The organism is Paenibacillus sacheonensis (genome assembly GCF_009909195.1).
GTDB classification, from domain to species: domain Bacteria; phylum Bacillota; class Bacilli; order Paenibacillales; family Paenibacillaceae; genus Paenibacillus_Z; species Paenibacillus_Z sacheonensis.
In genome coordinates this window covers 54,497-79,050 of the sequence record NZ_JAAAMU010000025.1, presented here as the reverse complement: position 1 = coordinate 79,050, position 24,554 = coordinate 54,497, and the positions used below count along the sequence as shown (strand labels likewise).

The following is a 24,554-nucleotide window of genomic DNA, read 5'->3' as shown; positions in this document are numbered from 1 at the left end:
AAGTAACCGGGAGGGGCGTTGAAGCAAAACAAGTAACAAGTAACGCAAATTGAACGATGGCGCTGAAGTCCTTTTCGTTGTCCCGGGCTACCGATTACTTTAGTCTTTTCTTTAAATCTTCCACAAACTGTCGATAAATACGATATTCGACATCATTATCACTAACACCGGAGGATTCCTGAATGAAGAAAACGATTTGTTTGCTCATGAGTTTCTTGCTTGCCATCCTTACAGCCTCACCTTCTTACGCTACCGGTCATCCGGCGCCTATCTCCGTCACGATCGACGGCAAGCCGGTTTCGTTCGACACGGCTCCGATTCGCAAGCAAGGTTCCGTTCTCGTCCCCATGCGAGCTATCTTCGAGCAATTAGGCGCGGAAGTCGAGTGGTATGGCGATTCCGAAATCGTCCATGCGGCGAAGGGGGATCAGGAACTGAGTTACCAGCTAGGCAAAAAGATCGCATATGTGGACGAAGAGGAAATTTCCCTGCCAATACCTGGCGTATACGCGGACGGGTCAATCCTGATGCCGCTTCGTTTCGTGGCCGAAACATTCGGTTTCGACGTTCGCTGGGATACGGCGGCTAATGCCGTTCGCATTCAATCGGCCTCCCCGATCGAGGCCACGATCGAAGGCGTTCAGGACGGCAATTATGTCGTGATAAACTATAACAACCAATCCGAGCACATGCGGCTGGCGGGCATCTCGCCGATTCGAAACGGCATGGAAGCAACGTCTTATCTCAGGTCGCTGGTGCCCGTTGGGACGAAAGTGGGCGTAACGTTCTGGGGCGGGCGAGATCGAAATCGGAACTTGTGGGCGGCCGTCTATCTAAAGGATGGCACGTTGTTGAATCAAAAACTCGTCGCCGAAGGTTACGCGAAGACGAGCGTCGTCAATGATAATCCGTATCTGAAACGCATGCTGGCTCCTTATCAAGAACAAGCCCAATCCCGCAACCTGGGCATCTGGTCCAAGCATGATTCGTTTATCGAGCGTCCGATCCGAACGGCCAGCGTCGAATCCGGACAAATCGCGGTCGTTACCGAAGACGGCCAACTGTGGACTTGGGGACAGTTCTACGACAAGCCGACGAAGCTGATGGATGACGTCGTGCAAGTCGAAGTAGAAGGGGATGTCGGGTTCGCGGTAAAGAAAGATGGGACGGTGTGGGTGTGGGGGTTCAATAATGCCGGCGCATGGGGGAACGGCACGCAGGAATACGAAGTTGCCGAAACGCCGCGCCGCGTCGAGAATCTTCCGTTCATCGCTACCGTTCGGGCCGACGAAATGGCAGTCATGGCAATAAGCAATAGCGGCGACGTATACGCCTGGGGGTCCAATTATTCCGGTAAACTGGGACTGGAGCGCGACTCGTGGGATCCCTTGCATTTGGACATTGTGAAATTGAATTGGAAGAACGTGAAGGATGTCCAGATCGGATTCGAATACACCTTGGTGTTGAAGAACGACGGCACGCTCTGGAAAACGCAGAAGGACGACACGGAGATCGACCGATTCAAGCAATTGTCCGACGTCGCGAGCGTGTCCTTGAGCAATACGGCCGCGCTAGCGCTGAAGAAGGACGGGACGGTGTGGGGATGGGACGAACTTAGGGACTCGTACTTCGGTACGGGTAACGATTCCTTCACGACTACGCCTCGTTTAATTGAAGGATTACATGATATCAAGGAAATCGCCGCGGGCAGTTATCACTTCTTCGCAGTCGACGCGAAAGGGACGTTATTCGGTTGGGGCAGCAATTATTTCGGCGAACTCGGCATGCTTTCCCTTGGCGAGGAAGTAACGAAGCCTGCGGCTGTCAGCGATTTATCGCCGGTTGCTCATGTGTTTGCGGAAAATGGGATATCGTTGTTCCTCGGTTCGGACGGGAAGCTTTCGGGAGTGGGCCGAAGCCCTTATGGCATGCTGGGCGACGATACGTATCGGGACGACTGGGAGCATCTCGAGTATCATGCTTTGACGGAGATTCCGTTTCGGTAAAATCAAAGCTAGGACGAGTGGTTGAGAGCCAAGACGACAATAAGACGACAAAAAGGGAAGCAAACATTGCCGTTAAGGCAGGCTGCTTCCCTTTTTGCATGTACACGTTGCATGGGCGATGACCGCGAGTACTGTCAATTCGACCAGTCCCGCCGCAGCATGACAGGTCGCGGAGCGCGTCGTTCCCAGTTAGCGTAACGAAACTATTTTCTAATCTTCTTTCTGTTTACGTCCTATGAACATGAAATGTTCTGCAAGACTCAGTATATCCTCACGCTCGCACACTTGCTCTGCCAAGTCTAGCCATGCCCTTACAACTTCGGGGGGTTGACTTAACAACTCCGTCTCACGTAAATACAAAAAGCTTTCGCAATTCAGCAGATGCAGCCTTTCCAGTCTGAAGGGCTTGAAAAAAGAAAGCACATCTTTGGGCCGTATGAAGAAATTTTCGGAAAAACCTAATCCGATAAAATTCTTATCTTCCACTATTGCATTAAGTTGAGAACGACTCTCTTCTTCTAAGATTTTGCTTGGATTACGAATTAAATAATCCCACACGAAAGAGTAAGAAGACACAAACGATACAATAAGTGTACCATTAGGTTTTAATACCCTCAAACATTCATTAATCGTTGTAATCCTGTCGTTCTCTTCCATTAGGTGATACATCGGACCCATGCAGAGAACGTGATCGAATTGTTCATCTTTGAATGCTGATAAATCGCGGCAATCCGCTTGTAATCCGTTCAGCGGTAGTCCAAGTTCCTGTGCTTTATTCAATGCAAAATTTACGTTATTTTGGGAAAGGTCCGCCAACGTCATTTCACTACCAAGTTGTGAGAGGTGTAGAGAATACTTGCCTGGTCCACCGCCAAGATCCAGCACCTTATCATTCGGCCCGACATAGCGAGTAATATAACGCTTGCTAAGTTCAAATTCGACTTGGTGTCGTTCAAGCCGTTGCCACTCATAGTTCACTGTCTCATCATAAAATTTTCTTACAACATCCACACTGTCCATGTTATCCCTCCTGGGTTTTTGATAGATCCTAACGAGTCGAACAAAATAAAAAACCCACCTCCAAGACATTTGTCTCAGGGACGAGTTTATCCTTCTCGTGGTACCACCCAGGTTCGCCTACAGGTCACCCTATCTGCCTTTTGAAGTACGGCACAGCTTGTTGAGCCGTGCATTATACTTTAGCTCTATAACAGGAGCTACTGTCACACCATTACCACAGATGTGGATCCTTTGCGCAGCTCTAAGGCTTTTTTCAATAAGGGATGCTTGCTCCTTTTCAGCTGCTGGAGCTCTCTGTTAAAGAATCCGTTTATTTACTTCCCTCTTCATCGCCTTTTACTATTGGATATACATTATCAGGAAATAGGGATATTGTACAGTGGCAACGATTAAACTAATCGGCCCTTTAACTTAATGAAATAGGGAGCAACTGACGAGACGGTAATCTGCTCCTGGATCATTGAACTATCATTTCCCGTTAGGTTAACAAAGTATCGATCTATTACCTTTTATTTAATTGAGCTCCTCAGCTAGGAGTGAATATATGAGGGTATCGGTAAATAAAGTGCCAAAAGAGTATGCCCTTAACAGACCTTCATTTTTAAAATTACATTTTTCCAATAAACTTATTGACGCATTATTTTCGGGCATTACCATTGCTTGAATACGATGCAATCCTAAATTTTTAAAACCAAAAGGTATTATGGCGCCTAATGCCTCTAACATGAAGCCTCTTTACCATTGTTCTTGCGATAGATTATAACTGATATTTGCCATTGACCCTCTTACAAAGTTGCCTAATATACACGTACCGATAATCTTATCAGTTCCCTTTTCAGATATTCCCCAGACAATCATTTCTTTTCTCTTAAACGCATTACTAAAGCGTACAAAGGTGCTTGCAACTGTCTTTACATCTTTTGGACAATCATATCCCCAAAACATTGTTACTTCCTTGTTAGAAAAATAATTAAAGTAATCTTCTGCATCCTCGGATTGAAGTTCGCGCAATAATTAACGTTCTGTTTCAATAATAGGAAACTCTTGAAATGACTCATTAAAACTCATTTTTTATCTTCATCCCCATGAGAAAGTTCTTCCAGCACTCCAATAATAATTCTACAGATATTGGAAGTATCCTGCCATTTAGCTTAACGACAAAAGGAGCAGTTGCCGCTGCGACAAACTGCTCCCTGGATCGCTGAACTATCGTTCCCAGTTAGTTTAACGATCACCATATTTTAAATTATCTTGTTTCATCACCGTATCCGCCCAGATTTCAAATGAGTCAAACAACTCAGTTACTGGCCAAAACGGATCGGGCTCAACTGATCCTCGCCAAGTTAAATGAACTTGTGCGAAGTTCCCTTCATTGATAAGCCAAAACAGGTACTCATCCCTGTCTCTCCTACGCGCTACAATTTTAAGGTCTTTATTGTACAATACATGATCTTCGCAGACTTCTTTTCTAAGTTCCAATATGAATTCTTCTAATAGAGAGGGTTGCCAAGGATCAAGGAAATTAGCTTTTTCCAAATTCATGTCACCTCCAATGCTTCAGCTAGCGTTTCCCGTTAGGATTCCTGTAGAGCGTTAATTTTGCGCTTTGCACAAAAACGAGCGCCTCCGGTACGATGGGTTCATCACGGGTCATAGCCCTTTAGCCATCTTAAGGAGGTCGCTCTATCTTGAAGTTTAAAGCCCAAGCCAAACAAAATCAACTGCTCGAACGTATTTCAACCCAGCATCTTGTCGTCGGCATCGACAGCATTGGAACGAGAGCTGTTATCCGAGAGGGTAGCAGCTTTCTGCTTCTTCCTTGCGAATTGCAAGGTATCGATCACCAATTCGCGACAAGCAGTCATAGTTGCCCTGATGCTCCGCATAAACAGTATTGTATCGAGGAGGATTGTCATAGGAGGTTAAAGCATGGACGACGTGAACGAAACCAACCTGAGATCAGAGGCGCAGCAGACACAGCCGTCGCAGCAAGCGCAATCCACGGAAACGCATGACGTATACCACCATCACACACAAGCTGCCGCGAAAGGAACCGGCGACAACTCCGCAGCTCTTCATTCGCAGACCGTCGGCCCGCGCGGCCCCATACTGGAGCAAGACAGCAAGCTGCATGAGACGCTCGAGACGTTCATACATAGCAAAATCATCGAGAGACCCGTGCACGTCAAAGGCAACGCCGCGTTCGGCTACTTCCGCACCACGCACGACATGTCGGCGCATACGAAGCTCTGCTTCTTGCAAACGCCGGGTCAGGAAGTGCCCGTCGCGGTGCGCTTCTCGCTTGCCGGCGGCAATAAAGGAACGCCCGATACGTCCCGCGGCATTCGCGGGTTTGCGACCAAATTCTACTCCGAGCAAGGGGTGCTCGATTTCATCTTCAACCACATTCCCGTCTTTACCATCCGAGATCCGATCCGTTTCCCGGAATCCATCCGAGCGCTCTCGCCCTCCCCGGTAAACAACTTGGCCGATCCCCAGCTTCTGTGGAGCTTCGTCGCCCGGGCGCCGGAAATGACCCATTTTCTATTATGGCTCTTCTCCGACGCGGGCACCGTCAAGAGTTATCGGCATCTATCCGGCCACAGCGTGAATACCTATGTCTGGCGCAATGCCGAAGGCGTGCGTAAGTACGTGAAGTACCGCTGGATTCCGCTAGCCGGCCTGCAGTACATCGATGCCGTCGAGTCGGCGCGCCTCGGCTGCGAGAATCCGGACTTCGCCGGTCAAGACCTCTACGACGCGATAGCCGCCGGCGGCACGGTAGAATACGAGCTTTGCGTGCAGCTCATGAACCCCGATGACGCCGCCGTCCTTTCGTACGATCCGCTCGACCCTACGAAAGTGTGGGACGAGAACTTCTACCCACTGCAGCCTGTCGGACGCCTCTACCTGAACCGCAATCCGGATAATTACATGGAGCAAGTGGAGAAACTCGCTTTCTCGGTATCCAACCTGCTAGACGGCGCCGAACTGTCGGACGATAAAATCTTGCAAGGACGCGCGAACATCTACACCGACTCGCAGCGCCGGCGCATCGGGCCGGACTTCCGCAACGTCCCGGTCAATCGGCAAGCCGACTGGACGCCGGAATCCCAGATCACGAGCGGGGAAGGCCGGTACGTGGAGGGCCAGCTCGTGCGCGCCGAGCTGCCCAAAACCGATAATTTCGCCCAGGCGGGCCAATTTTATCGCGCCCTCGATGCCATGCAGCAGACGCATCTGGTCGACAATCTCTCCGACGCTCTGAGCCTTGCAACCGCCGAATCGCAGCGCGTCGTGCTTGACTATCTGTGCCAAGCGTCAGCAGCGCTCGGCGAACGCGTCGAGTCGCGTATCCGGCAGCTGGCCGGAAGTTGAGAGGATCGAACGGGAGAGCCGAGCGCCGGGGATCGAATCGCTTCCGTAAGCGGACAGGAAAAACGGTTATTTTTCCCAGAATTGGCGTATTTGAATTTTGGCGGACACCGGAGCGCTTATTCGGCATAACCGCGAGGAAAATGTGGGCATTTAGCAGAAAGACCCGCTCCCCAGGCCGCCTAATCCCAAAAACACGCGTTTCCGATGTATTGAGAAAATAATTAGACTGAATGTATTGTCTTCGCGCGGTTTATTGGATTTACAAACCGTTACATTCGAAAATTAAGTATTAGACTAACCTCAAAAATAAAACAGCAGCAGCCATGGACTGAGAAAATAAAGTCCTAGACTGTTGCTGTTTTATTGAACTAACGTTCCCCGTTAGCGCAACGGCTTATTCTGTTGAATTTCGTGTTCCTCAACATAAAGCGGCATCAGAGAAGGCGAATCGTACCTTATCGCGGCTTTTAAACGACATGGTGCCGATAGCCATAGCCCCATAGCTGCAACGAAATAATGAACCCAATCCGACAGTGCTCGCATGATGTTGGATTTCGCCTCTGCCGCAATCGCTTCATTCCCGTCATCGACCGCTTGCATCAAGATCAGCACGGGGATGTATACCGCGATCAGCCGCGCCAGCAGCTTCGTTTCCTCGTTCGCTACTCCATAAGTTTCGAAAAACACGCCGCGAGCGTAAGGTGGTAAAAAGCTGTAAGCAACGCTCAAATCGCAAGCCGGATGGCCTACGCTCAGATCGCCCCTATCAATGATGCCGGAAACGATCCCGTTCTCATTCACAAGCATATTTTTGAAATGAAGATCGCCATGTAGCAGTGCATTCACCGCCTCGACACGGTCCGTTTGCAGCCGGCTAATATACGCTTCGATCACACCGGACTCCTCCGGCGACAAGTTTTCAACCAAATATCTTGTTGCTTGGCATCACGAATAATGATTTTTGCGTTGTTTGGTGCTCCGTAAGGAATTTTTTAAATCAATGATTTTTTGACTGTCCGTATAAAACAACAAAGCCGCCGGTGTATAACCGGCAGCTCCATCAGTTTAGCTATTCAACTATCGTGCCTCGTTATCAATCGTCCATTTAAATCATTTTCAGTCACAGTTCTAACGGCTTTGAGGGCTGCCCTTTTCTTTGTATGCCTGTATGCTTCTTGCTCACCCGTTTCGTTCCGGCTTTTCCCGATCGAACCATCAAGTTAGCAGACATCAGCATGCCCGCAATAACGATAACGCCACCGACAATTTGGGAGACCAGTAATGCCTGGCCTGTAATCACAGACAAGATAGCCGTGAAAATCGGCATCAGATTCATAGTTATGCTGGCTTTGCCCGGTCCAAGCATCTTGACTCCTTGATTCCAGAACAAGAATGAACCGATGGATGGAAACAAACCCAGATAGAGGACTCCCGTAATGCCGATTGCAGTGATATGCTCGGTTTGCAGGGGTTGAATAAACAGCAGCGGTGCCATGCAAATAACGCCGAGTAAGGCTGTAAATGCCACAAAAGTAATTGGAGGCAGATGCTGCACTCTTTTGCTGATAATAGAATAGGTTGCCCACAGGAATACGGCTACGAGCAGAATGCCATCTCCTCGGTTGTAATGCGTACTGAAGACGCCCAGAAGATGCCCCTTCGTCAATACCGTTAATACTCCCAGGAAAGATAAGACCAGTCCCCCTCCCTGCCACGCCGAAATTTTGTCCTTCAAGAACAGCAGAGACAACACGATCATAACCGCCGGAGTCAAACTGTTAATCAGACTCCCGTTTGTCGATGAGGTATGCTCGAGTGCTGTATAGGTAAGAAGCGTGTAGAACATAACTCCCACGATCGAAAGGAATAATAAAAGACCCCAATTGTTTCTCCACACCTTCAGCCAATTTGGCTTCTCCACCAGCTGGGCCATCGGAATTAATACGACAGCCGCAATCGCCCAACGCAGGAAGGAAGCCCAGACCGGAGGGAAATCAGCCGTTACCGCTTTGCCGAAGATCAGATTCCCCGCCCAGAACAGATTAGCTGCTACTAGAAAAATCCATGCTTTCACTTTCATCGTCAAACACCTCCACCCACGCTATTCCAGATCCATCTTTCTCTTGTTCTATTATCATGGTACAATAAACAAGTCCATAAATAAAATGAATATAAATCATTAAGGAGATACCAAATTAGGTATGAACAAATCACTCCTTCAGTTGATAGTCGCTATCTCGGAGACCCGTAGCTTTACAGCCGCCGGGGAAATAATGCATATGACACAGCCTGCCGTCAGCCGTGCAGTCACCTCGCTCGAACGCGAGCTTGGAGTAACGCTGCTTATTCGAGACCGGCGTCTCGGTGTTGCCCTTACGCCCATTGGAGAACGAATCGTACGGATTTTCCGGGAAATTCTTCAAGGGTATGACAAGATCGACCAGGAAATCGCCTACGAAAAAGGAATGGAAACCGGCAGCGTCCGAATCGGCGCCTTTCCGGTTGCAGCTTCCTATTTTGTTCCCAAGCTCATCAGCCATATCAAACAACAATATCCAAAGCTCGAATTCAGCATTCTTGAAGGTACCGTTGCGGATATACAGGAATGGCTGGATAATCGGGAAATCGATGTAGGATTGCTTATCCCTTCGGATAAGACGACTCACTCTCACCCGCTCTACAGGGAAGCCATTTATGCCGTTATGAGAGATGATCATCCTTTAAGTGAAAAGAGTATGATCCGACCGGAAGATTTGCGGGAAGAGCCTATGCTGATCTGCAAAGCCGGTTACGAACCTCCTGTCCTTCAATGGTTCGAAAGTGCCGGGGAAGAGCCCAATATCAAATACCTTCTCTACAACTATAGAACTGCGCTCCAAATGATTCTTGCAGGCGAGGGCTTGGCCGTCATGTCCGAGCTGTCATTACTGGACCTTCCTCCCGGGATCATCCTAAAACGCATTTCGCCCTCGGCCTACAGGGATATTCACATTGCATCCGGCCCCGTGGAGGACTGTACCATTGCGGTTAAAACCTTTATCGAGTGCGCTCGGAAATTGTTCCCCTTCCAATCTGAGCCGTACGCCTGATAAAAGACTTGGCTTCCAGGTTGCGCTATCTGCTTCCGAGACCTCTTAAGGTTCGGATTTCTCATACATCTCAACAAGCACAGTGTTTAAAAACCATTTAAGCTGGGCTTAGTTTCCTGCTGCCATTTTTGGGTCTCGGCTAAGTGTAATTTTCGGGGTAGTTCAATACGTACAGCTACAAGTTCTTCCAGAGTAATGTCCAATAAGACCAGGACTGGAAATACGTGGAGAAATCCTCAGGATGATATCTAAGGCATATAGTTAATCGGCTGTACAGGGCTACGAGCATATCCCCGACTAGCTCCCGTCTGTCGGTATCTTCTATGGTTTCCGCCTCGCGCATTGCTTGTTGCAGTACGGGCATCGTCAGCTCGTCCGGCGAGAAACAGAAAGCATAGCGCAGATCATAGGGAGTCTAACAGGTCATTTCCACGAAGGTGATCTGATCTATTTTCAATCATTTCTTTTCAACTAATCTCATCAGCCAATCTATTTGGGGAGTCGGATATCCACTTCCCAAAACCATCACGCCGGAAATGACCGTAAGGTAATTTGCGATCATTTCAGTCAGATTCCCGCCTGCTACTTCCCCTCTTTGTTGTCCCTCCTGAAATATGGGCAGCAAGCGTTCGACGTAAATTTCTATCGGGTAATTTTGAATCAGCTGGCTGACTTCTTCAGGAACCTCTTCAAAATTTCGCGCCCGATGGAGCAGCATAAAATACGGAGCTCCGCTCTCGTCGAGCATGCCTTGCGTTAAGATTCTAATCTTTTCGATCGGCGATGCAGTCAAATGGCTCAAATTTCCGATTTCCTGCATGGATGTTTCAACTGCTTCGCGGACTAAAGAGATAAACAGTTCTTCTTTCGTTTTAAAATAATGGTAGAAAAGTCCATGGCTAACGCCCGCCTTTGAGGTGATCATGCTTATTTTTGTCCCTGGGAGGCCGCGCTGTGCAAAAATTTTGACTGCGGCTAACGTAATTTGTTGTTTGCGTTCTTCATAGATTTTTTGAAGCTGCTCTTCTTTTAACCGTGGCATGTATTCAAACTCCTTTGCGATTGAGAAAAAAATGGGTTAGCAGTCCCGCGATCCGGTCAGGCCCGCCGCTGTTCTCTGGTCCAAAATGGTCAAGCTTGTTCATGGTTTCCACTTTCGATCGCGTGATCGTCCGGTTTAATTGCTCCATCATTTCTTTCGTGGAATCTGAACTTTTGTCCCCTTGAATCAATATAACATCTGCTTTGATACTGTTGTAATTTCGATATGAAGAGGCAAGTCGCTGAACCTCACGGTGCTCGCATAAATTCTGAGGAAGCAAATGAGCGGTTTTAGTCCAATGGTGTCCGCGTATCATGATCCTTAAGATAAGTTTCGCATACCAGTAGGGGAGCTGCGTCAAAGGGGTTTGGCCCATCCCCTTCACGAAATGTGCAAAGGCACCGCGTCGATCATTCTTTTGCATAGCTTTCTCGTAGGAGCGCATCCAAGCTTCGTCCATCGGATTAATCAATACGCCAGGTTCATACAAAGCTACCTTGGTGATAGAAGCGTCTATCCTAGCTAACTCCAGCGAGACAAGTCCTCCAAAACTGTGTCCAATCAAATAGTCGGCGCCTGTCGCTACTCGGATGGCTTGAACATCTTCGCATTCTTTATTCATCGCATACCCCGGACCTTGAGGACCGCTCAAGCCTCGGCCCCTTCGATCCATGAGGTGGACGGTAAAAGAGCGTGAAAGGGCAATGGCTAAGCAGGTGTAATCCTCGGAATCCCTTAATGCACCATGAACAAGTATGATCCCGGGACCCTCGCCAATCGATCTGTAGCCGATCCTTGTTCCGTCAATCGAAAAAACCTTGCGTTGCTGAAACGAATCTTGTTTATTGGGAATATCCATTGGTATTGACATATTTACTCCCCCTTTATTTGATTGACTGTACCAGTCAATCAAATATTATAACGATAACCAATGTCTGTCAATAGATTCCATGAGGCTTTCAAAAAAAAGCGAACGATCTTAAACTGCCTTTTAGTTTAATGAAAAGGAGCGGCTACCGCGGCGGCAAACTGCTCCTGAGTCATTGAACTATCGTTGCCCGTTAGCGCAACGACTTACCCTGTTGAATTTCATGCTCCACAACATAATGCGGCATCAGAGAAGGCGAGTCGTACCTTATCGCGGCCTTTAAACGACATGGTGCCGATAGCCATAGCCCCATAGCCGCAACGAAATAATGAGCCTAATCCGACAGTGCCCGCATGATGTTGGATTTCGCCTCTGCCGCAATCGCTTCATTCCCGTCATCGACCGCTTGCATCAAGATCAGTACGGGGATGTATACCGCGATCAGTCGGGCCAGCTGCTTCGTTTCCTCATCCGCTCCTCCGTAAGTTTCGAAAAACACGCCGCGAGCGTAAGGTGGTAAAAAGCTGTAAGCAGCGCTCAAATCGCAAGCCGGATGGCCTACGCTCAGATCGCCCCAATCAATGATGCCGGAAATGATCCCGTTCTCATTCACAAGCATATTTTTGAAATGAAGATCGCCATGTAGCAGTGCATTCACCGCCTCGACACGGTCCGTTTGCAGCCGGCTAATATACGCTTCGATCACACCGGACTCCTCCGGCGACAAGTGTTCAACCACCTTCGATAGAAAGCCCTCCAATTTCACTTTGCGCGATGCTATGTCCGTCAAGCTTCGATGATCTTGCTGATCTCCGCACTTCAGTGCCGCCTGCACCGGAAACTCATGCAATCTCCGCAAAAATTTCGCCAGCGTCTCTGCCGATAAAGCCCGGCGTTCTTCCGTCAAACCGATGGGGAACTCTCCTGGCACGTAGGTATAGCCAAGAAATGGTGCTGGGTATTCGTCACTTGCTTCGCCATAAAACAACGGTCTTGGAGAGGGGATGGTCATAATGCCTCCAGATTCGGCAGCAGCTTCCCTTCCATACGAATCGAGCCAACTGCAATCGTTCTTCTTGGAAACCGGAACACGTACTTGTCACCGATGAGAAAAACGATTGCCCGGGCAATTGTCGCGGATCGTCAGCAGGAGCCGGTCGTCTTTCCACTTGCCCTCGATTCAGATCTCGACTGACGGGGACTCAGATCCACGACGTGGGAGTGCACGTTCTCGAGGTGAGTATGTCCCTCTTTTATGTCCTCGGACATTCATCATTGCAGCCGACGCCCTTGTAGTACCTAGGATGGCTGCAGTCATCCCTGCCAACCGTCGGGCATGAGATCAAGTTCTTGTCAATTTCGGAAATGGGATCAAGTTCTTGCCATTTGGTTTTGACAAGAACTTGATCCCATAAATACAAAAAGCCGCGATTATCGCGGCCTTTAATGAGAAAATGTTCTTGTCACCCGACAACCCGTAGGGGGAACGTTCGCGGACGAAGGATCATCCAGGCAAAAAAAACGGCTGCCGAGCGCGCTCGACAGCCGAACGAAGCGGGCAATCCGCTTCATCGTCCCGCATCTAGAAGACCGGTTTAAACCACAGCGGTTTGCCTGCCTGATGTGCATGTGACTCCAGTTAATAGGTTAATACTTCTGTTTCTCGAAATACCCCTCGACGTATGCCTTCCACGAATGCTTGCCCTGCCCGACGTATTCGTAAGCATCGAATACGTCGCCCTGGCCCCGCATTCGCGGATCGCCCGTCCGCGCAAGCTCGTCGGCCAGCTCCCGCCACAGCGCTTCCTTGAGCTCTGCAAACGAAACATCATCCGCGAGGTTACATAGGCAATCGGGATCCCGCCGAATGTCGTACAATTCTTCCGCGGGCCGTTTGCCGAAGGACAACGCGTAATAATAATCCTCGCCGCGCGCATGCTGCTCCAGGATGAGCGACTTCGTCGGTGAGCTGTCCACGTTCGTGAAGCCGGTCTCGGGATTGCCGGCCGGCCACAGCTCCGGCTTGAAATTGCGCACGTACAGGTACCGGTCGGTACGGATGCAGCGGACGGGATAACCGACGTCGCCCTCGGTGCCGACGTCATGCCGCTCTTTGCCCATATAGACGCGGCGCCGCGCGGGGTCGACCTTGCCCGAGCCCGCGGATTCGAGAATCCCGCGCAGTCCGGCGCCCGCCATCTCGGGCGGAACGGGAACGCCCGCCGCCTCCAGGATCGTCGGCGCCAGGTCGACGAAGCTGATCAGGTCGTCGACGACGCGCCCGCCCCGGACCCGATCCCGCCAGCGGACCGCGAGCGGCAGGCGAAAGTCCTGCTCGTACATCTGTCCCTTCACCCTCGGAAACGGCATGCCGTTATCCGAAGTGACGATGACGAGCGTCCGGTCCAGCTCGCCAAGCGCCTCCAGACGCGCCAGCATGCGGCCCAGCTGCCGGTCGAACCATTCCAGCTCGTACGCGTAGTCGAGCAGGTCGCCCCGCACGCTCGGATCGTCCGGCAGATAGGCCGGGACTTCCACATCCTCGAGCCGCTTGCCCGCGCGCAGCCCCTCGCCGGGCTCGTAGGCGCGATGCGGCTCGTGGCCGCCGTACCAGAAGCAGAACGGCTGGCCGTCCTTGCGATCATTCAGGAAATCGTCGAAATTCGCGGCATAATCCTTGTCGCTGATCTTCGTGCGGTCCGGAGGCGTCAGCTTGCGACGGTTGTATTCCGCGCCTGCCGGGTTGCGGGCGAAGCCGCCCCGCTTCCAATCGCCCGGCCCCCAGCCCTTGCCCGTATACCCGACGAGATAGCCCGCCGATTCGAGCAGGGTCGGGTATACGGCGAACTTGGCGTTGAAGAGGCCGAAATGGTTGCACGCCTCCTCGAGCTCCCAGGTATGCCGCCCGGTCAGCAGGCTCGCCCGCGAAGGCGCGCACTTCGGGTTGGTCGTGAACGCCTGCGTGAACCGGATGCCCTCCGCGGCCACCCGGTCGAAATGGGGCGTGTGCACGAACCGGTGCCCGTACGCGCTCATATGGGAAGCATCGTCCGCGATCGCCACAAGGATATTCGGTCGCTGTTCGCTCCTATTCATATCTCTTCCTCCTCCCTTAAGCCAAAGGCTGCTAACTCCGCTCCTTACGTCGGATTCAATTCGTCGACCCCATTCGTTCTCGCCCCTTCGGGCAGGGGAACCTCGTCGGTCTCCAGCAGCGGATCCCCCGTCTCCGCCATCCACGCCAGCAGCTTGGCCTTCAATTCCGCTTCGATCGCCGCATAGGCCGGGTCGCCGATCAGATTCTCGCGCTCGACGGGATCCAGGAAGAGATCGAACAGCTCTTCCTGACTCCGTCTGCGCTCCCGGATGCCGTGCTCGACGAGGAATCGCTTGCCGTACCCGTCGTCGATGTTCGGCATGACGTGCTTGTCGTACGCGCCGAAGCGCCGAATCAGCTTATAGCGCGGCGTGCGGATGCACCGCATCGGTTCGTAGGCGGCATGATACGTCACCTCGGCGAACAGCTCGCCCCGCACCTCCGCCGCGCCGCCGTTCAACAGCGGGAGGAGCGATTTTCCCTGCAGCCATGACGGCCGCTCGAGCTCCGCCAGCTCGCAGAGCGTCGGGAACAGATCGAGCTGGGAGACCAGCGCGTCGACGACCTGCCCCTTCGCGACGCCCGGGATATGCATCAGCAGCGAGACGCCGATGCCGGTATCGTAGAGATTGCATTTCATCCGCGGGAACGCGATGCCGTGATCCGTCGTGAAGAGGAGGATCGTGTCGTCCCAGCGGCCCGATTCCCGAAGCGCCTCGACGACGATGCCGACCCCCTGGTCGACGAGCGCGGCCGAGGCGATGAAGTCCGCCATGTCCGTCCGGTTCGCCGGATGGTCGTACAGCGGGAACGGCGGCAGGACGTACCGGTCATCCACCGCATGCCCCGTCGCCGGGAAGACCGTGCGATGGCGGTGCGTGTTGAAAAAGCCCACGGAGGCGAAGAACGGCCGGTCGTCCGCCTGCCGGATATAATCCGCCGCCAGCCTGGCCGCCTGCAAGTCCCGCTCCGCATGCCCCGCGCCGGTATTGCGCGCCGCGAGGTTCAGCGTATAGCCCAGCTGGCCGACCTCCGCCTCCGGCGCCTCGTGCTGGACGCCGCACAGCACGGTCTCGTAGCCGTTGCTGGCGAGATACGAGGCCAAATGCCGGGAGGCATCGTTCAGCCGGAAGCCGCGCTGCGCCAGACCGATCATGCCCGCCGAATGGGGAGCCATGCCCGTCAGCAGGCCGGTGCGGCTGGGCGAGCAGGTCGGCGCCGCGCTGAAGGCCTGGCGGAACAGCACGCCCTCCTCGGCCAGCGCCTGCAGGTTAGGGGTCGGCACGGCATGCCCGTACGGCTGGATGTACCGTCCGGTGTCATGCGTATGGATATAGACGATATTCATCTCGGACACCTCACTGCTTGTAATGGTCATAGGCCTGCTGATAGATCGCCGTCAGCTCGTCGACGCCCATCTTCTTTAGCGTGCTGACGTAGCTGTCGTACCGGTTGAGCGGGAGGGCGCCCGTGACGAATTTGACGCGCGATTCGTTGACGTACGTCGTGATGTCGCCCGACAGCGCGTTGAGGCGATCCTGGTCCTCCTTCGAGAACAGGAAGCTCGGCAGAATTTCCCGCGGTATATCCGGCTCGAGCAGCTTGGCGGCGGCAAGCGCGGACGGCAGGCTGTTGCCGGTCCGGTCGACCTTCTCTTCGATCAGCTGCGGCACCCCGCCTCCCGGCCATGGCGAATACTGGCCGATCGCCTGGTCGAGCGAGAGGCCGTCCGGGTTCTTCGCGATCGCTTCCTTGTACTGCACGCTGCCGTCGGCCAGCGTCTCGTAGGTCTCGCCCTCGATCCCCATGCGGAAGAACTTGACGCCTTCTTCGCCGTAAAAATAATCGACCCAGCGGATCGTCGCCTCCGGATGCTTGTCGTGCTTCGTGATCGCGAACGTCCCTTGCGCCTGCGTCGTCGGATTGACCGGCGAGTACAGATGATCGCCGTTCGGTCCCTTCAAGGCCGGCACCGCCACGTAATCATCCATCAGCTTCGGCCCGACGACGTTCGGGTTCGACACGTTGAGGCTGCCGACGAGCCCTTCCGTGCCTTTCGCCAGAAATTGCGGCGTCTCCTGCGTGAACACCTCGTTGTCGATCAGCCCTTCCTGATAGAGCTTATGCAAGTATTCGAGCAAACCCTTGTAATTCGGATCGATCGTGTAGAAACGGATCTTGCCGTCCGGCCCGAGATCGATATTCGGGTTCTTGTCCCCGGTCGTCCCCAGTCCCCAGGATCCGCGCAGGCCCGCCCAGATGTTGAACGACGTCTTCTCGCCGGACCAAGGGATGTCGTCGGCTTTGCCGTTGCCGTTCGGATCTTGTTCCTTGAACGCCTTCAGGACCCGATAATACTCCTCCGTCGTCGTCGGGATGGCGAGCTTCAGTTTCTCCAGCCACTTCTTGTTGATGAATTGCTTGTTGCCGATGCGGGGGGCGAGATAATCCGCCACTTGCGGCAGCGAGTAGATATTGCCGTCCGGCGCGGTGATGCTCTTCTTCACCTCCGGATACTTCTCGAACATCGCCTTGATGTTCGGCGCGTATTGGTCGATCAGCTGGTTCAGCGGGATCAGGATGCCCTGCGAGCCGTAGTTGACCTCGTCGTACGGCGTGAGCTTGGCGCGGTACAGGATATCCGGCAGGTCGCCTCCCGAGAGGACGATGTTCCGCTTCTCCTCGAAGCCCGCGTCCGGCACGGTCTGCCAATCGATCGCGATATTCGTTTTTTTCGCGTATTCGTTCAGCACCTTCATGTCCTTCCATTCGCCGTGCGAGGCGGCTTTGGCGCCGAGCGCGGTCAGGGTGACGGGCGTGCCGACGATCGGGAAGCCTGCGGCGGCGACTTCCTGGGCCGAGCCGGCCGGCGCGGCTGCCTCTTGGGTCGAGCCGGCCGGCGCGGCATCCTTCCCCGCATCCTTCCCGGCGCTGTCGCCCGCCGGTTCGTTATTGTTCGACGCGCAGGCGCTCAGCGCCGCGAGCAGGGCGGCCGTGCCGAGCAGCAGCGACGCGGCTTTGGCCCTCGTCTTCGCCTTGGAACGGATATTCGTTGCGGGGTTTGTTTTTGCTTTTGCTTTCGCTTTTGCGTTTGCTTTGGAAGGAACGGAATCGGGATGAATGGTCTTGTTCATGTTTTCGGTCTCCTTTGAATGGGTTATGCACGGGCGCATGACGCTCAGCCCTTGACGGCGCCGACCATGACGCCCTTGACGAAGTACCGCTGCAGCAGCGGGTAGAGACACAGCATCGGCAGGCTGGACACCACGATGACGGCGTATTTGAGCCCCTCGGCGACCTTGGCCTGCTGGGCCATCGTCTCCGAATCGGTCTCCATCATCGTCTGCAGCTGATTCTGCACGAGCAGCTCGCGCAGGAACATCTGCAGCGGATACTTGCTTCGGTCCGAGAGATAGATCAGCGCCGGGAAATACGAATTCCAGTGGCCGACCGCGTAATAGAGCGCCACGACCGCGACGACGGGCAGCGAGAGCGGCAGGACGATCCTCAGCAGTAGCCTGATGTTCGAGCAGCCGTCCAGCAGCGCGGACTCCTGCAATTCGATCGGAATCGCGTGCTGGAAGAACGTGCGCATGATGATCAGATTCCATGCCGATACCGCGCCGGGCAGGATCAGCGCCCACATGGAGTTGACCAGCCCGAGACTCTTGACCACGATATAGGTCGGGATGATCCCCCCGCCGAAGAACATCGTGAACGCGATCAGCAGCATGATGATCCGGCGCCCGGCGAAGTCCCTGCGCGACAAGGGATACGCGCCCGCAACCGTCATGGCGACGTTCACGAGCGTCCCGACCGCGCAATACAGCAGGACGTTCCGGTACCCGAGCGCCAGGTCGTGGTTGCGCAGCACCCGCGCATAGGCATCGAGCGAGAAGCCCTCCGGCAGGAGGAACACATGCCCCATGAGCACCTGCGTCGAGTCGCTGAACGAGGCGATGACGACGAAATACAGCGGATACGCGATCAGCACGAGCAGCAAGCCGAGCAGCAGCTTGTTCGCGGCGTCGAAGAGCCGGTCGCCGCGGCTTGCGGGCGGCGAAGAGCCGATTGCCTTTGCCATCTTACGGCACCACCTTTACCAAAGACTGGTCTCGGAGCACCGCCGGGAGAGGCCGTTCACGAGGACGAGCAGCGTGAAATTAATGACGGAATTGAACAGCCCGACCGCCGCGCCGAAGCTGATCTGGGCGCCGATCAAGCCTTTCTTGTAGACATACGTCGACACCACCTCGGACGAATCGAGATTGAGGTCGTTTTGCATCAGGAACGCCTTCTCGAATCCAACGCTCATGAGCGTGCCGAGGTTCAGGATGAGCAGGACGACGATCGTCGGCACGAGCCCCGGCAGCGTGATATGCAGCATCTTCCGCAGCTTGCCGGCCCCGTCCATGACGGCGGCTTCATAGAGCTGCGGATCGATGCCCGCCAGCGCGGCCAGATAGATGATCGACGCCCACCCCATGTTCTGCCAGACGTCGGACAGCGCGTAAAGCGGCTTGAACCACCCCGGCGACCCGAAGAAATGGATCGGCTCCGCGCCGAATAAGGCCAGCAGCCGGCCGACGAGCCCGTTGCCGGGAGACAACAGCGTCATCATCATGCCCACCAGCACGACCGCGGACAAAAAATGCGGCGCGTAGGTCACGCTCTGCACCGTCCGCTTGAACCGGCCCTCCCGAAGCTCGCTGATCATGAGTGCCAGCAGGATCGGCATGGGGAAGCCGACGAGCAGCTGCAGCGCGCTCAGGCCCAGGGTGTTCTTCAGGATGCGGCCGGCGTAAAACGAATCGAAGAACTGCTTGAAATACTTCAATCCGACCCATTCGCTGCCCCCAATGCCCTTGGACGCCATAAAATCCTTGAACGCGATTTGCAGCCCGTACATCGGCATGTAGTGAAAAACGACATAGTAAGCAAGCACCGGCGCGATTAACGCGTACAGCTGCCAATTGCGCAGGACGGCTGCCATCCGGCTGCGGGACGAAGTCAACATCGTTCACTCCTCTCGAACTTACGGCACGTTGGCCGAATCGTAGTGGTTGTACAGCGGCAGCACGATGCTGTGCCCGCTTCCCGGATAGAGCGGGTTGATGCGCAGCGGCAGCGCGCTCCACGGAACGGCACTGCCGAGATTCGCGTCGGAAACGATATTCGCGAAGTAGTTGCCATAATTGCTTGCGCCCGGATTCGTCTGCCCGTTCGTCGCCGCGACGATCGAGACATCCCCACCGTTGTTGCTGAATTGCGCGTCGGCCGTATACGGGTCGCTCGTCCACATGTTCCCGACGCCGCCCAGCACCTGCAGCACAGCCATACGAACAGCCCGACGCAGATGGAGCCGAAGGCCGTTCTCCTACCTCGCTTTTGCATGCCGTTGTGCCTCCTCATCGTTCCCTATGGATTAATTCTTACTATTTCTATAGTAATTGTGTAATATTAGGAGAGGCAATCGTAAATATCGCGAGGAATGTTCAAAATATTGCGCTAAGACGGAAGAAAGAAAAAAAGAAGAGAAAACAAGAGAAGAGAAAGTAAAGGAAAGAAAGGAGCGTGGCATGCATTGAGCGTCTATGGCTATCTGTTTCAGGATTCTTCCCCCGTGCTGCCCGTTCAGCTGAATTCCGTCGGGCACGAGGAGCTGCCCCCGGGCGCTTCGTACGATTGGGACAACCGGAGGCGTCCGGGCAAGCCGGTTAACTATGTCTTCCAATATACCTGGTCCGGCGAAGGAGCCGTGGAGATCGGCGAACGCACGCATCGGTTGACGGAGGGCCAGGCCTTCCTGATCCACTACCCCGGCGACAGCCGGCATTACTTGCCCCCGTCCGGAACCGGCTGGTCCTTCACCTTCATCACGCTGTACGGGCCCGCCGCGGCGGGACTGTGGCGCGACATCGTGGACGCGCTGGGTTCGTCCCCCATGCTGAGCAAGGATTGCCCCGCGATTCGCATGCTGGATTCGATCTACCGGGAAGCCGAGAAGAGGCGGATTACGGATGCTTGCCAAGCTTCGGGCTTGGCCTATCTGTTCATGACGGAGCTCCTCCGCGCCGCCAGGATGCGCGAGCGACATGAGGGCGACTGGCCGGATGCCGTCTTGGAGGCCGTCGGCCTGATCCGCGAAGGCTTCGCGTCGATTCACGGTCCCGAGGAGCTCGCCCGGGCGGTCGGTCTGTCGACGTACCACTTCATCCGGCTGTTTCGCCAGGCGACCGGCATGACTACCGTGCAGTACCTCACCCGCATCCGGATGGAGAAAGCGGTCGGGCTGCTGCGCGATACGGAGCTGTCGTTGGCGGCGATCGCGGAGCAGACCGGCTTCTCCAGCGTCAATTATTTCAACCGTACCTTCCGGCAGTGGGTCGGCGTTACGCCGGGACGGTTCCGTACCGGTCGCGGGACGCTGCGCGCGGACCATATAACGTTCGATTGAAGGCCGGCGACAGGCGGAACGACCAAAAAGCCGACTCCCCCTTCCGGGCGGGTCGGCTTCCGATCAGGCGTCGGCCAACATTCTCTTCAATTCATCGGCAGCAGGTGGATCACGCGGTAGCCGCCCGAGAAGCTGGCTGCGTGACGTACTGACAGGCGCCCTTGCCGATGGCGTCGGCATGCGCGAAGTGCACGTCGCCGCAGAAGATCGAGGCATTGCTTTGGGTGCTCCACTCGAGTTCGTTAACCATCGTGAAGCATTCAGGCTATTCGAACGTTGGATTCAAGATATGCTCAACACTCACAAACTGAGCAATGGGCAGTCACGAGGTTCAACCAAGACGTACTCGGTTCCGCGCCCGACGATCGCCCGATTCAGCTCTCCGGGATCGCGGTATGGGAGGTTCGCGATGGTAAGCTCGCCCACAACTGGGTTGAGCGCGTATGAGCTCTCGCTGCAGCTCGCGAAGCCCGTAAAGTAACAAGCCGTGGACGGGTACCATCCCGGTAGACTGCCGATTACCGATAACGAAAAACAAATGATGCATTGAAAACAAAAAGAGCTGCCATGTGGCAGCCCTTTGTCTTTCACCTAACGCTCTCCATTTAATAACGTACGGGTTAAATCCATTCATCGCTTAGCCAGATTCGTTTCCTCAATCCAGCGTATGGACTTGATCGATCCACAGGATGAATTGCTGCACGTAGCGCTTCAAATACTTCCGAGTAGTTTCGTCCGTCAATACGCGGCGTTCCACATCCACCTTATCCATCACTTGAGAGATGTACATTTTTTGAAAAGGAAGCACGTATGCTTGAATGGCCTCCAACGTCTGTCTGATCTGCTGCTGCGATTGGATCGTACCCTTGACTCCCGGAGTTGCGCCTACCAGACCGACCGGCTTTTTGCGCAGTGCGGCGGTTTTGGACGGAGTCGAAGCCCAATCCAGCGCGTTCTTCAGCACGCCGGGAATACCCGAGTTGTATTCGGGGCTAACAATAATGATGCCGTCCACCCGTTTAATCGCTTCGCGGTAGCGCTGGACGGGCTCTGGGCCGTCTCCATGGTCCAAATCTTCGTTATACAAGGGGAGATCCGCTATGGATATCGGCTCGAAGGAAATAGATTCCTCCAGCTCAGGTATCGCTGCGGCAATGATGCGGTTGAACGAGTGTTCCCTTAAACTTCCTACGATCAATCCGACCTTTTTTGTTCCAGCATCAGGCGCCATTTTGTATTCCTCCACTCATCTTTATTGTGCATTTTTCTCTTACGCCTGCATCAATCGAGCCGAGCCTGCTCCCTTTTTAATTTTTCAGGAGTCACGTCATCTCCATTCGGATCATAAATGGTCACATTCAACAGCACGCTGTTTATAGAGCCTCGAAATTGCTGGAGATATTCCCGACGAAGATCAGCTTGCTCTGTTTTCTCCATTTCACTCAGGCCATGATTTTTTTCCATGTTCGAAAGCTCATTTATTCTTTTTAGTAGGGTACGCATGTACGGGGCCTCCTCACGGTCACTCGTATTGATTGTGCTTAAAATAACGAAGTGGCTTCTTCTAATCGAATTGCTGATTATATCTTTAAATTAATTATCTTAAATTAAAGATATACGATTTCCGTCCCAAAGTCAATGCTTTCATCTCGGTTTCCAATGTCTTTTGGGTTAGAGGATACGGAACGCATTTCAACCCAGCATCTTGTCGTCGGTATCGACATCGCCCAGCAAACGCACGTTGCACGTGCCGTCAACTTCCGTGGCATTCTGCTCGGTATTCCGCTTCACTTCTCCAACGACGATGCCGGCTTCAGCCTACTGCTGCAATGGATGAAAGATTTGCAGGAAACGCAAACACTAAACGACACCATCATCAGCATGGAATCAACCGGCCACTATTGGCACAGCCTCGCTGCCTGGCTCAAAGACCGCAAACTCGAGGTCGTGCTGGTAAACCCTCATCTCGTCAAAAAGAACAAAGAAAACCGCGACAATTCCCCATCCAAAAGCGACATTAAAGATGCCTTTGTTATCGCCGACATGGTGAAGAACGGCTACTACACCATCATCAAAGAAAACAGTGAAGTGTTCATGGAACTGCGCGTCCTCATGGCGAACCGGGAGACCATTGTCCATCGTCTCGTCAGCGTCAAGAACCAGATCCATCGCTGGGTCTAGCAACCTTGCGTCTCTTTCCAACGCCTGCCGATCTCAAAAGCCCACTGTTCGTCAAGTCGTCGACGGTTGGAAAACGGTCATGAAGCGGTACAGCGGTGAACGAAGAGCTGGTGAACTACTAGCTCTAGCAGCACACTCAGTTGGCGCCAAGCATGCCGAAAAAGCCTACAAGCTTCATCTGCAAAGCTCCTTGCTGAATATGATCTGGCTACGAAGCAGCTGCAGGTCATCGAAGGTGAAATGGCGGCTACTCTGGCTCGGATCCCACTAGCCAAGCCGCTGCTGGCCATCAAGGGCATGAGCATCTTGTCTGTCGCCGGCATTCTCGGTGAAGCTGGCGACCTCAGCGGCTATTCACACGGCAATGCATTACTACGGCATGCCGGCCTCAACCTGGCTGAAGCGAGTTCAGGCAAGAACGATGTAACGTTTAAACGACAGCACGAAATGAATGTGAAGACGAAAAGCATAAAGCCCATGCGCTCCGTGATGAAGCTTTGCGGCAAGCTGGCTCGCCTTCTGGTTGCCATGGCACAGAGTGGCGAAGCTTACGAACCGGATCGAGTTCTTGCTATGAAACAAGCTGCTTAACCACTTCTCAACTAGCACGAATACTGGCTTATTCGCGGGATCCCAAGATTGCACGGAGTACCGGATAGCGTTCAACAAAAGGGCACAGACCCGTACCGTTAGGATAACCGGCCTCCATCCACCGGATATGCGTAACGAAGGAATGAAAGGGCATCGACCCGTCGAGAAATGGGAGTGAAAGCCTCCGGAGGTACGTGGAGCAGCGTGCAGCAGCGCAGTACAAAGAGGAGCGAAAACTCGCCCCTTCTGTTCCCGCATGCGCTTTGGTTACCGAACTTGACAGTACGTCCCCTCTTCTATCCGGATAGCCATTATTCCATTGGAGAGATCCTGCGAATAAGCGAGCATTCGTGAGAAAACTACATTTTACCGAGGGAGCTCAAGAAAAAAAGCGTGGGGGTGAAACATTTGTTAATCTCGTGCTCGGTAACCAAGGACTTCTTTTATATCACCAGCGATATGCGACAATTGGTCCTAACATTGCGTCCCCTTTCGTTTTAAAAATCACCTTGTATAAATGGTCCACTTTTGTTGGTAGCTCTCCGTTGTCAGGGTCGACGGCGGTAATCTCCCTTAATGATGCCTCTTCAACATTTGCAGATTTCCAATTACCAACCACTGTTTTCTTTTGGTTTTCAGTAAGATCATTCCATGCTACTTCTCGAATAGCTGAAGTTGCGTCTATCTTTTCATTATTTGAACATCCGACAACACCCAGCATCGTTATTAAAGCAAGAAAAATTATTATGATTCTCTTCATTGCATTTTGTTCCCCCCAAAAATTCAAAACTATATAGATAAACGATGTAAATAAAAGTATTGTTG

General features: G+C 53.3%; 19 protein-coding genes and 3 pseudogenes. 5 read left to right on the top strand and 17 right to left on the bottom strand.

What is annotated here, in order from left to right:
- Window positions 1-182 precede the first annotated feature (182 nt).
- Window positions 183-2,006 (top strand): stalk domain-containing protein, encoded by a 1,824-nt coding sequence (locus tag GT003_RS28990; protein ID WP_161704556.1) that lies wholly within the window; start codon window positions 183-185, stop codon window positions 2,004-2,006.
- A gap of 210 nt (window positions 2,007-2,216) precedes the next feature.
- On the opposite strand, the gene GT003_RS28985 is transcribed toward GT003_RS28990, so the two are convergent.
- The 3 genes and pseudogenes from GT003_RS28985 to GT003_RS28970 form a co-directional block, all read right to left on the bottom strand.
- Window positions 2,217-3,026: a class I SAM-dependent methyltransferase gene (locus GT003_RS28985; RefSeq protein WP_161704554.1), complete on the bottom strand. Its 810-nt coding sequence runs from the start codon at window positions 3,024-3,026 to the stop codon at window positions 2,217-2,219.
- 513 nt (window positions 3,027-3,539) lie between these two features.
- Window positions 3,540-4,037: pseudogene (locus GT003_RS32760) on the bottom strand (GNAT family N-acetyltransferase).
- 213 nt (window positions 4,038-4,250) lie between these two features.
- Window positions 4,251-4,568 carry a hypothetical protein gene (locus GT003_RS28970; RefSeq protein WP_161704548.1) on the bottom strand — a complete coding sequence of 106 codons (318 nt, stop codon included), beginning with the start codon at window positions 4,566-4,568 and terminating at the stop codon, window positions 4,251-4,253.
- Window positions 4,569-4,955: 387 nt separating this feature from the next.
- Between GT003_RS28970 and GT003_RS28965 the strand changes: the two genes are divergently transcribed.
- Window positions 4,956-6,404 (top strand): catalase, encoded by a 1,449-nt coding sequence (locus tag GT003_RS28965; protein WP_161704546.1) that lies wholly within the window; start codon window positions 4,956-4,958, stop codon window positions 6,402-6,404.
- Between the two features lie 525 nt (window positions 6,405-6,929).
- Here the strand turns inward: GT003_RS28965 and GT003_RS28960 are convergent.
- Window positions 6,930-7,331, bottom strand: a pseudogene (locus GT003_RS28960) (phosphotransferase); the annotation flags it as partial.
- A 193-nt stretch (window positions 7,332-7,524) separates the two neighbouring features.
- A complete protein-coding gene (locus tag GT003_RS28955; RefSeq protein WP_161704544.1) occupies window positions 7,525-8,484 on the bottom strand; it encodes a DMT family transporter in 960 nt (319 codons plus the stop codon).
- Between the two features lie 121 nt (window positions 8,485-8,605).
- Between GT003_RS28955 and GT003_RS28950 the strand changes: the two genes are divergently transcribed.
- Window positions 8,606-9,493, top strand: coding sequence for a LysR family transcriptional regulator (locus GT003_RS28950; protein WP_161704542.1), 888 nt, complete (start codon window positions 8,606-8,608; stop codon window positions 9,491-9,493).
- A 457-nt stretch (window positions 9,494-9,950) separates the two neighbouring features.
- Here GT003_RS28950 and GT003_RS28945 read toward each other — a convergent pair whose 3' ends face one another.
- From GT003_RS28945 to GT003_RS28905, 9 genes are all read right to left on the bottom strand, one after another.
- Window positions 9,951-10,535 carry a TetR/AcrR family transcriptional regulator gene (locus GT003_RS28945; RefSeq protein WP_161704540.1) on the bottom strand — a complete coding sequence of 195 codons (585 nt, stop codon included), beginning with the start codon at window positions 10,533-10,535 and terminating at the stop codon, window positions 9,951-9,953.
- A 4-nt stretch (window positions 10,536-10,539) separates the two neighbouring features.
- Window positions 10,540-11,406 carry an alpha/beta fold hydrolase gene (locus tag GT003_RS28940; protein ID WP_161704538.1) on the bottom strand — a complete coding sequence of 289 codons (867 nt, stop codon included), beginning with the start codon at window positions 11,404-11,406 and terminating at the stop codon, window positions 10,540-10,542.
- Between the two features lie 331 nt (window positions 11,407-11,737).
- Window positions 11,738-12,415 (bottom strand): phosphotransferase, encoded by a 678-nt coding sequence (locus GT003_RS28935; RefSeq protein ID WP_239566155.1) that lies wholly within the window; start codon window positions 12,413-12,415, stop codon window positions 11,738-11,740.
- 635 nt (window positions 12,416-13,050) lie between these two features.
- Window positions 13,051-14,499, bottom strand: a complete 1,449-nt coding sequence (locus tag GT003_RS28930) for a sulfatase family protein (protein WP_161704536.1) — start codon at window positions 14,497-14,499, stop codon at window positions 13,051-13,053.
- A 44-nt stretch (window positions 14,500-14,543) separates the two neighbouring features.
- Complete coding sequence (locus GT003_RS28925) at window positions 14,544-15,848, bottom strand: sulfatase family protein (RefSeq protein ID WP_161704534.1); 1,305 nt, start codon at window positions 15,846-15,848, stop codon at window positions 14,544-14,546.
- A gap of 10 nt (window positions 15,849-15,858) precedes the next feature.
- Window positions 15,859-17,634: a type 2 periplasmic-binding domain-containing protein gene (locus GT003_RS28920; RefSeq protein WP_161704532.1), complete on the bottom strand. Its 1,776-nt coding sequence runs from the start codon at window positions 17,632-17,634 to the stop codon at window positions 15,859-15,861.
- Between the two features lie 44 nt (window positions 17,635-17,678).
- Window positions 17,679-18,584 (bottom strand): carbohydrate ABC transporter permease, encoded by a 906-nt coding sequence (locus GT003_RS28915; RefSeq protein WP_161704530.1) that lies wholly within the window; start codon window positions 18,582-18,584, stop codon window positions 17,679-17,681.
- 15 nt (window positions 18,585-18,599) lie between these two features.
- Entirely contained in the window at window positions 18,600-19,517 is a 918-nt protein-coding gene (locus GT003_RS28910) for an ABC transporter permease (RefSeq protein ID WP_239566154.1), read from the bottom strand.
- A gap of 18 nt (window positions 19,518-19,535) precedes the next feature.
- Entirely contained in the window at window positions 19,536-19,838 is a 303-nt protein-coding gene (locus GT003_RS28905) for a hypothetical protein (protein ID WP_161704528.1), read from the bottom strand.
- Window positions 19,839-20,084: 246 nt separating this feature from the next.
- On the opposite strand from GT003_RS28905, the gene GT003_RS28900 reads away from it, so the two are divergent.
- On the top strand, window positions 20,085-20,957 hold the full coding sequence (locus GT003_RS28900; RefSeq protein WP_161704526.1) for an AraC family transcriptional regulator: 873 nt from the start codon (window positions 20,085-20,087) through the stop codon (window positions 20,955-20,957).
- Between the two features lie 655 nt (window positions 20,958-21,612).
- Here GT003_RS28900 and GT003_RS28895 read toward each other — a convergent pair.
- Window positions 21,613-22,188 (bottom strand): NADPH-dependent FMN reductase, encoded by a 576-nt coding sequence (locus GT003_RS28895; RefSeq protein ID WP_161704524.1) that lies wholly within the window; start codon window positions 22,186-22,188, stop codon window positions 21,613-21,615.
- 50 nt (window positions 22,189-22,238) lie between these two features.
- On the bottom strand, window positions 22,239-22,460 hold the full coding sequence (locus GT003_RS28890) for a DUF896 domain-containing protein (RefSeq protein ID WP_161704522.1): 222 nt from the start codon (window positions 22,458-22,460) through the stop codon (window positions 22,239-22,241).
- A gap of 156 nt (window positions 22,461-22,616) precedes the next feature.
- On the opposite strand from GT003_RS28890, the pseudogene GT003_RS28885 reads away from it, so the two are divergent.
- Window positions 22,617-23,729, top strand: a pseudogene (locus GT003_RS28885) (IS110 family RNA-guided transposase).
- Window positions 23,730-24,177: 448 nt separating this feature from the next.
- Here GT003_RS28885 and GT003_RS28880 read toward each other — a convergent pair.
- Window positions 24,178-24,489, bottom strand: a complete 312-nt coding sequence (locus tag GT003_RS28880; RefSeq protein WP_161704520.1) for a hypothetical protein — start codon at window positions 24,487-24,489, stop codon at window positions 24,178-24,180.
- Between the last annotated feature and the right edge of the window lie 65 nt (window positions 24,490-24,554).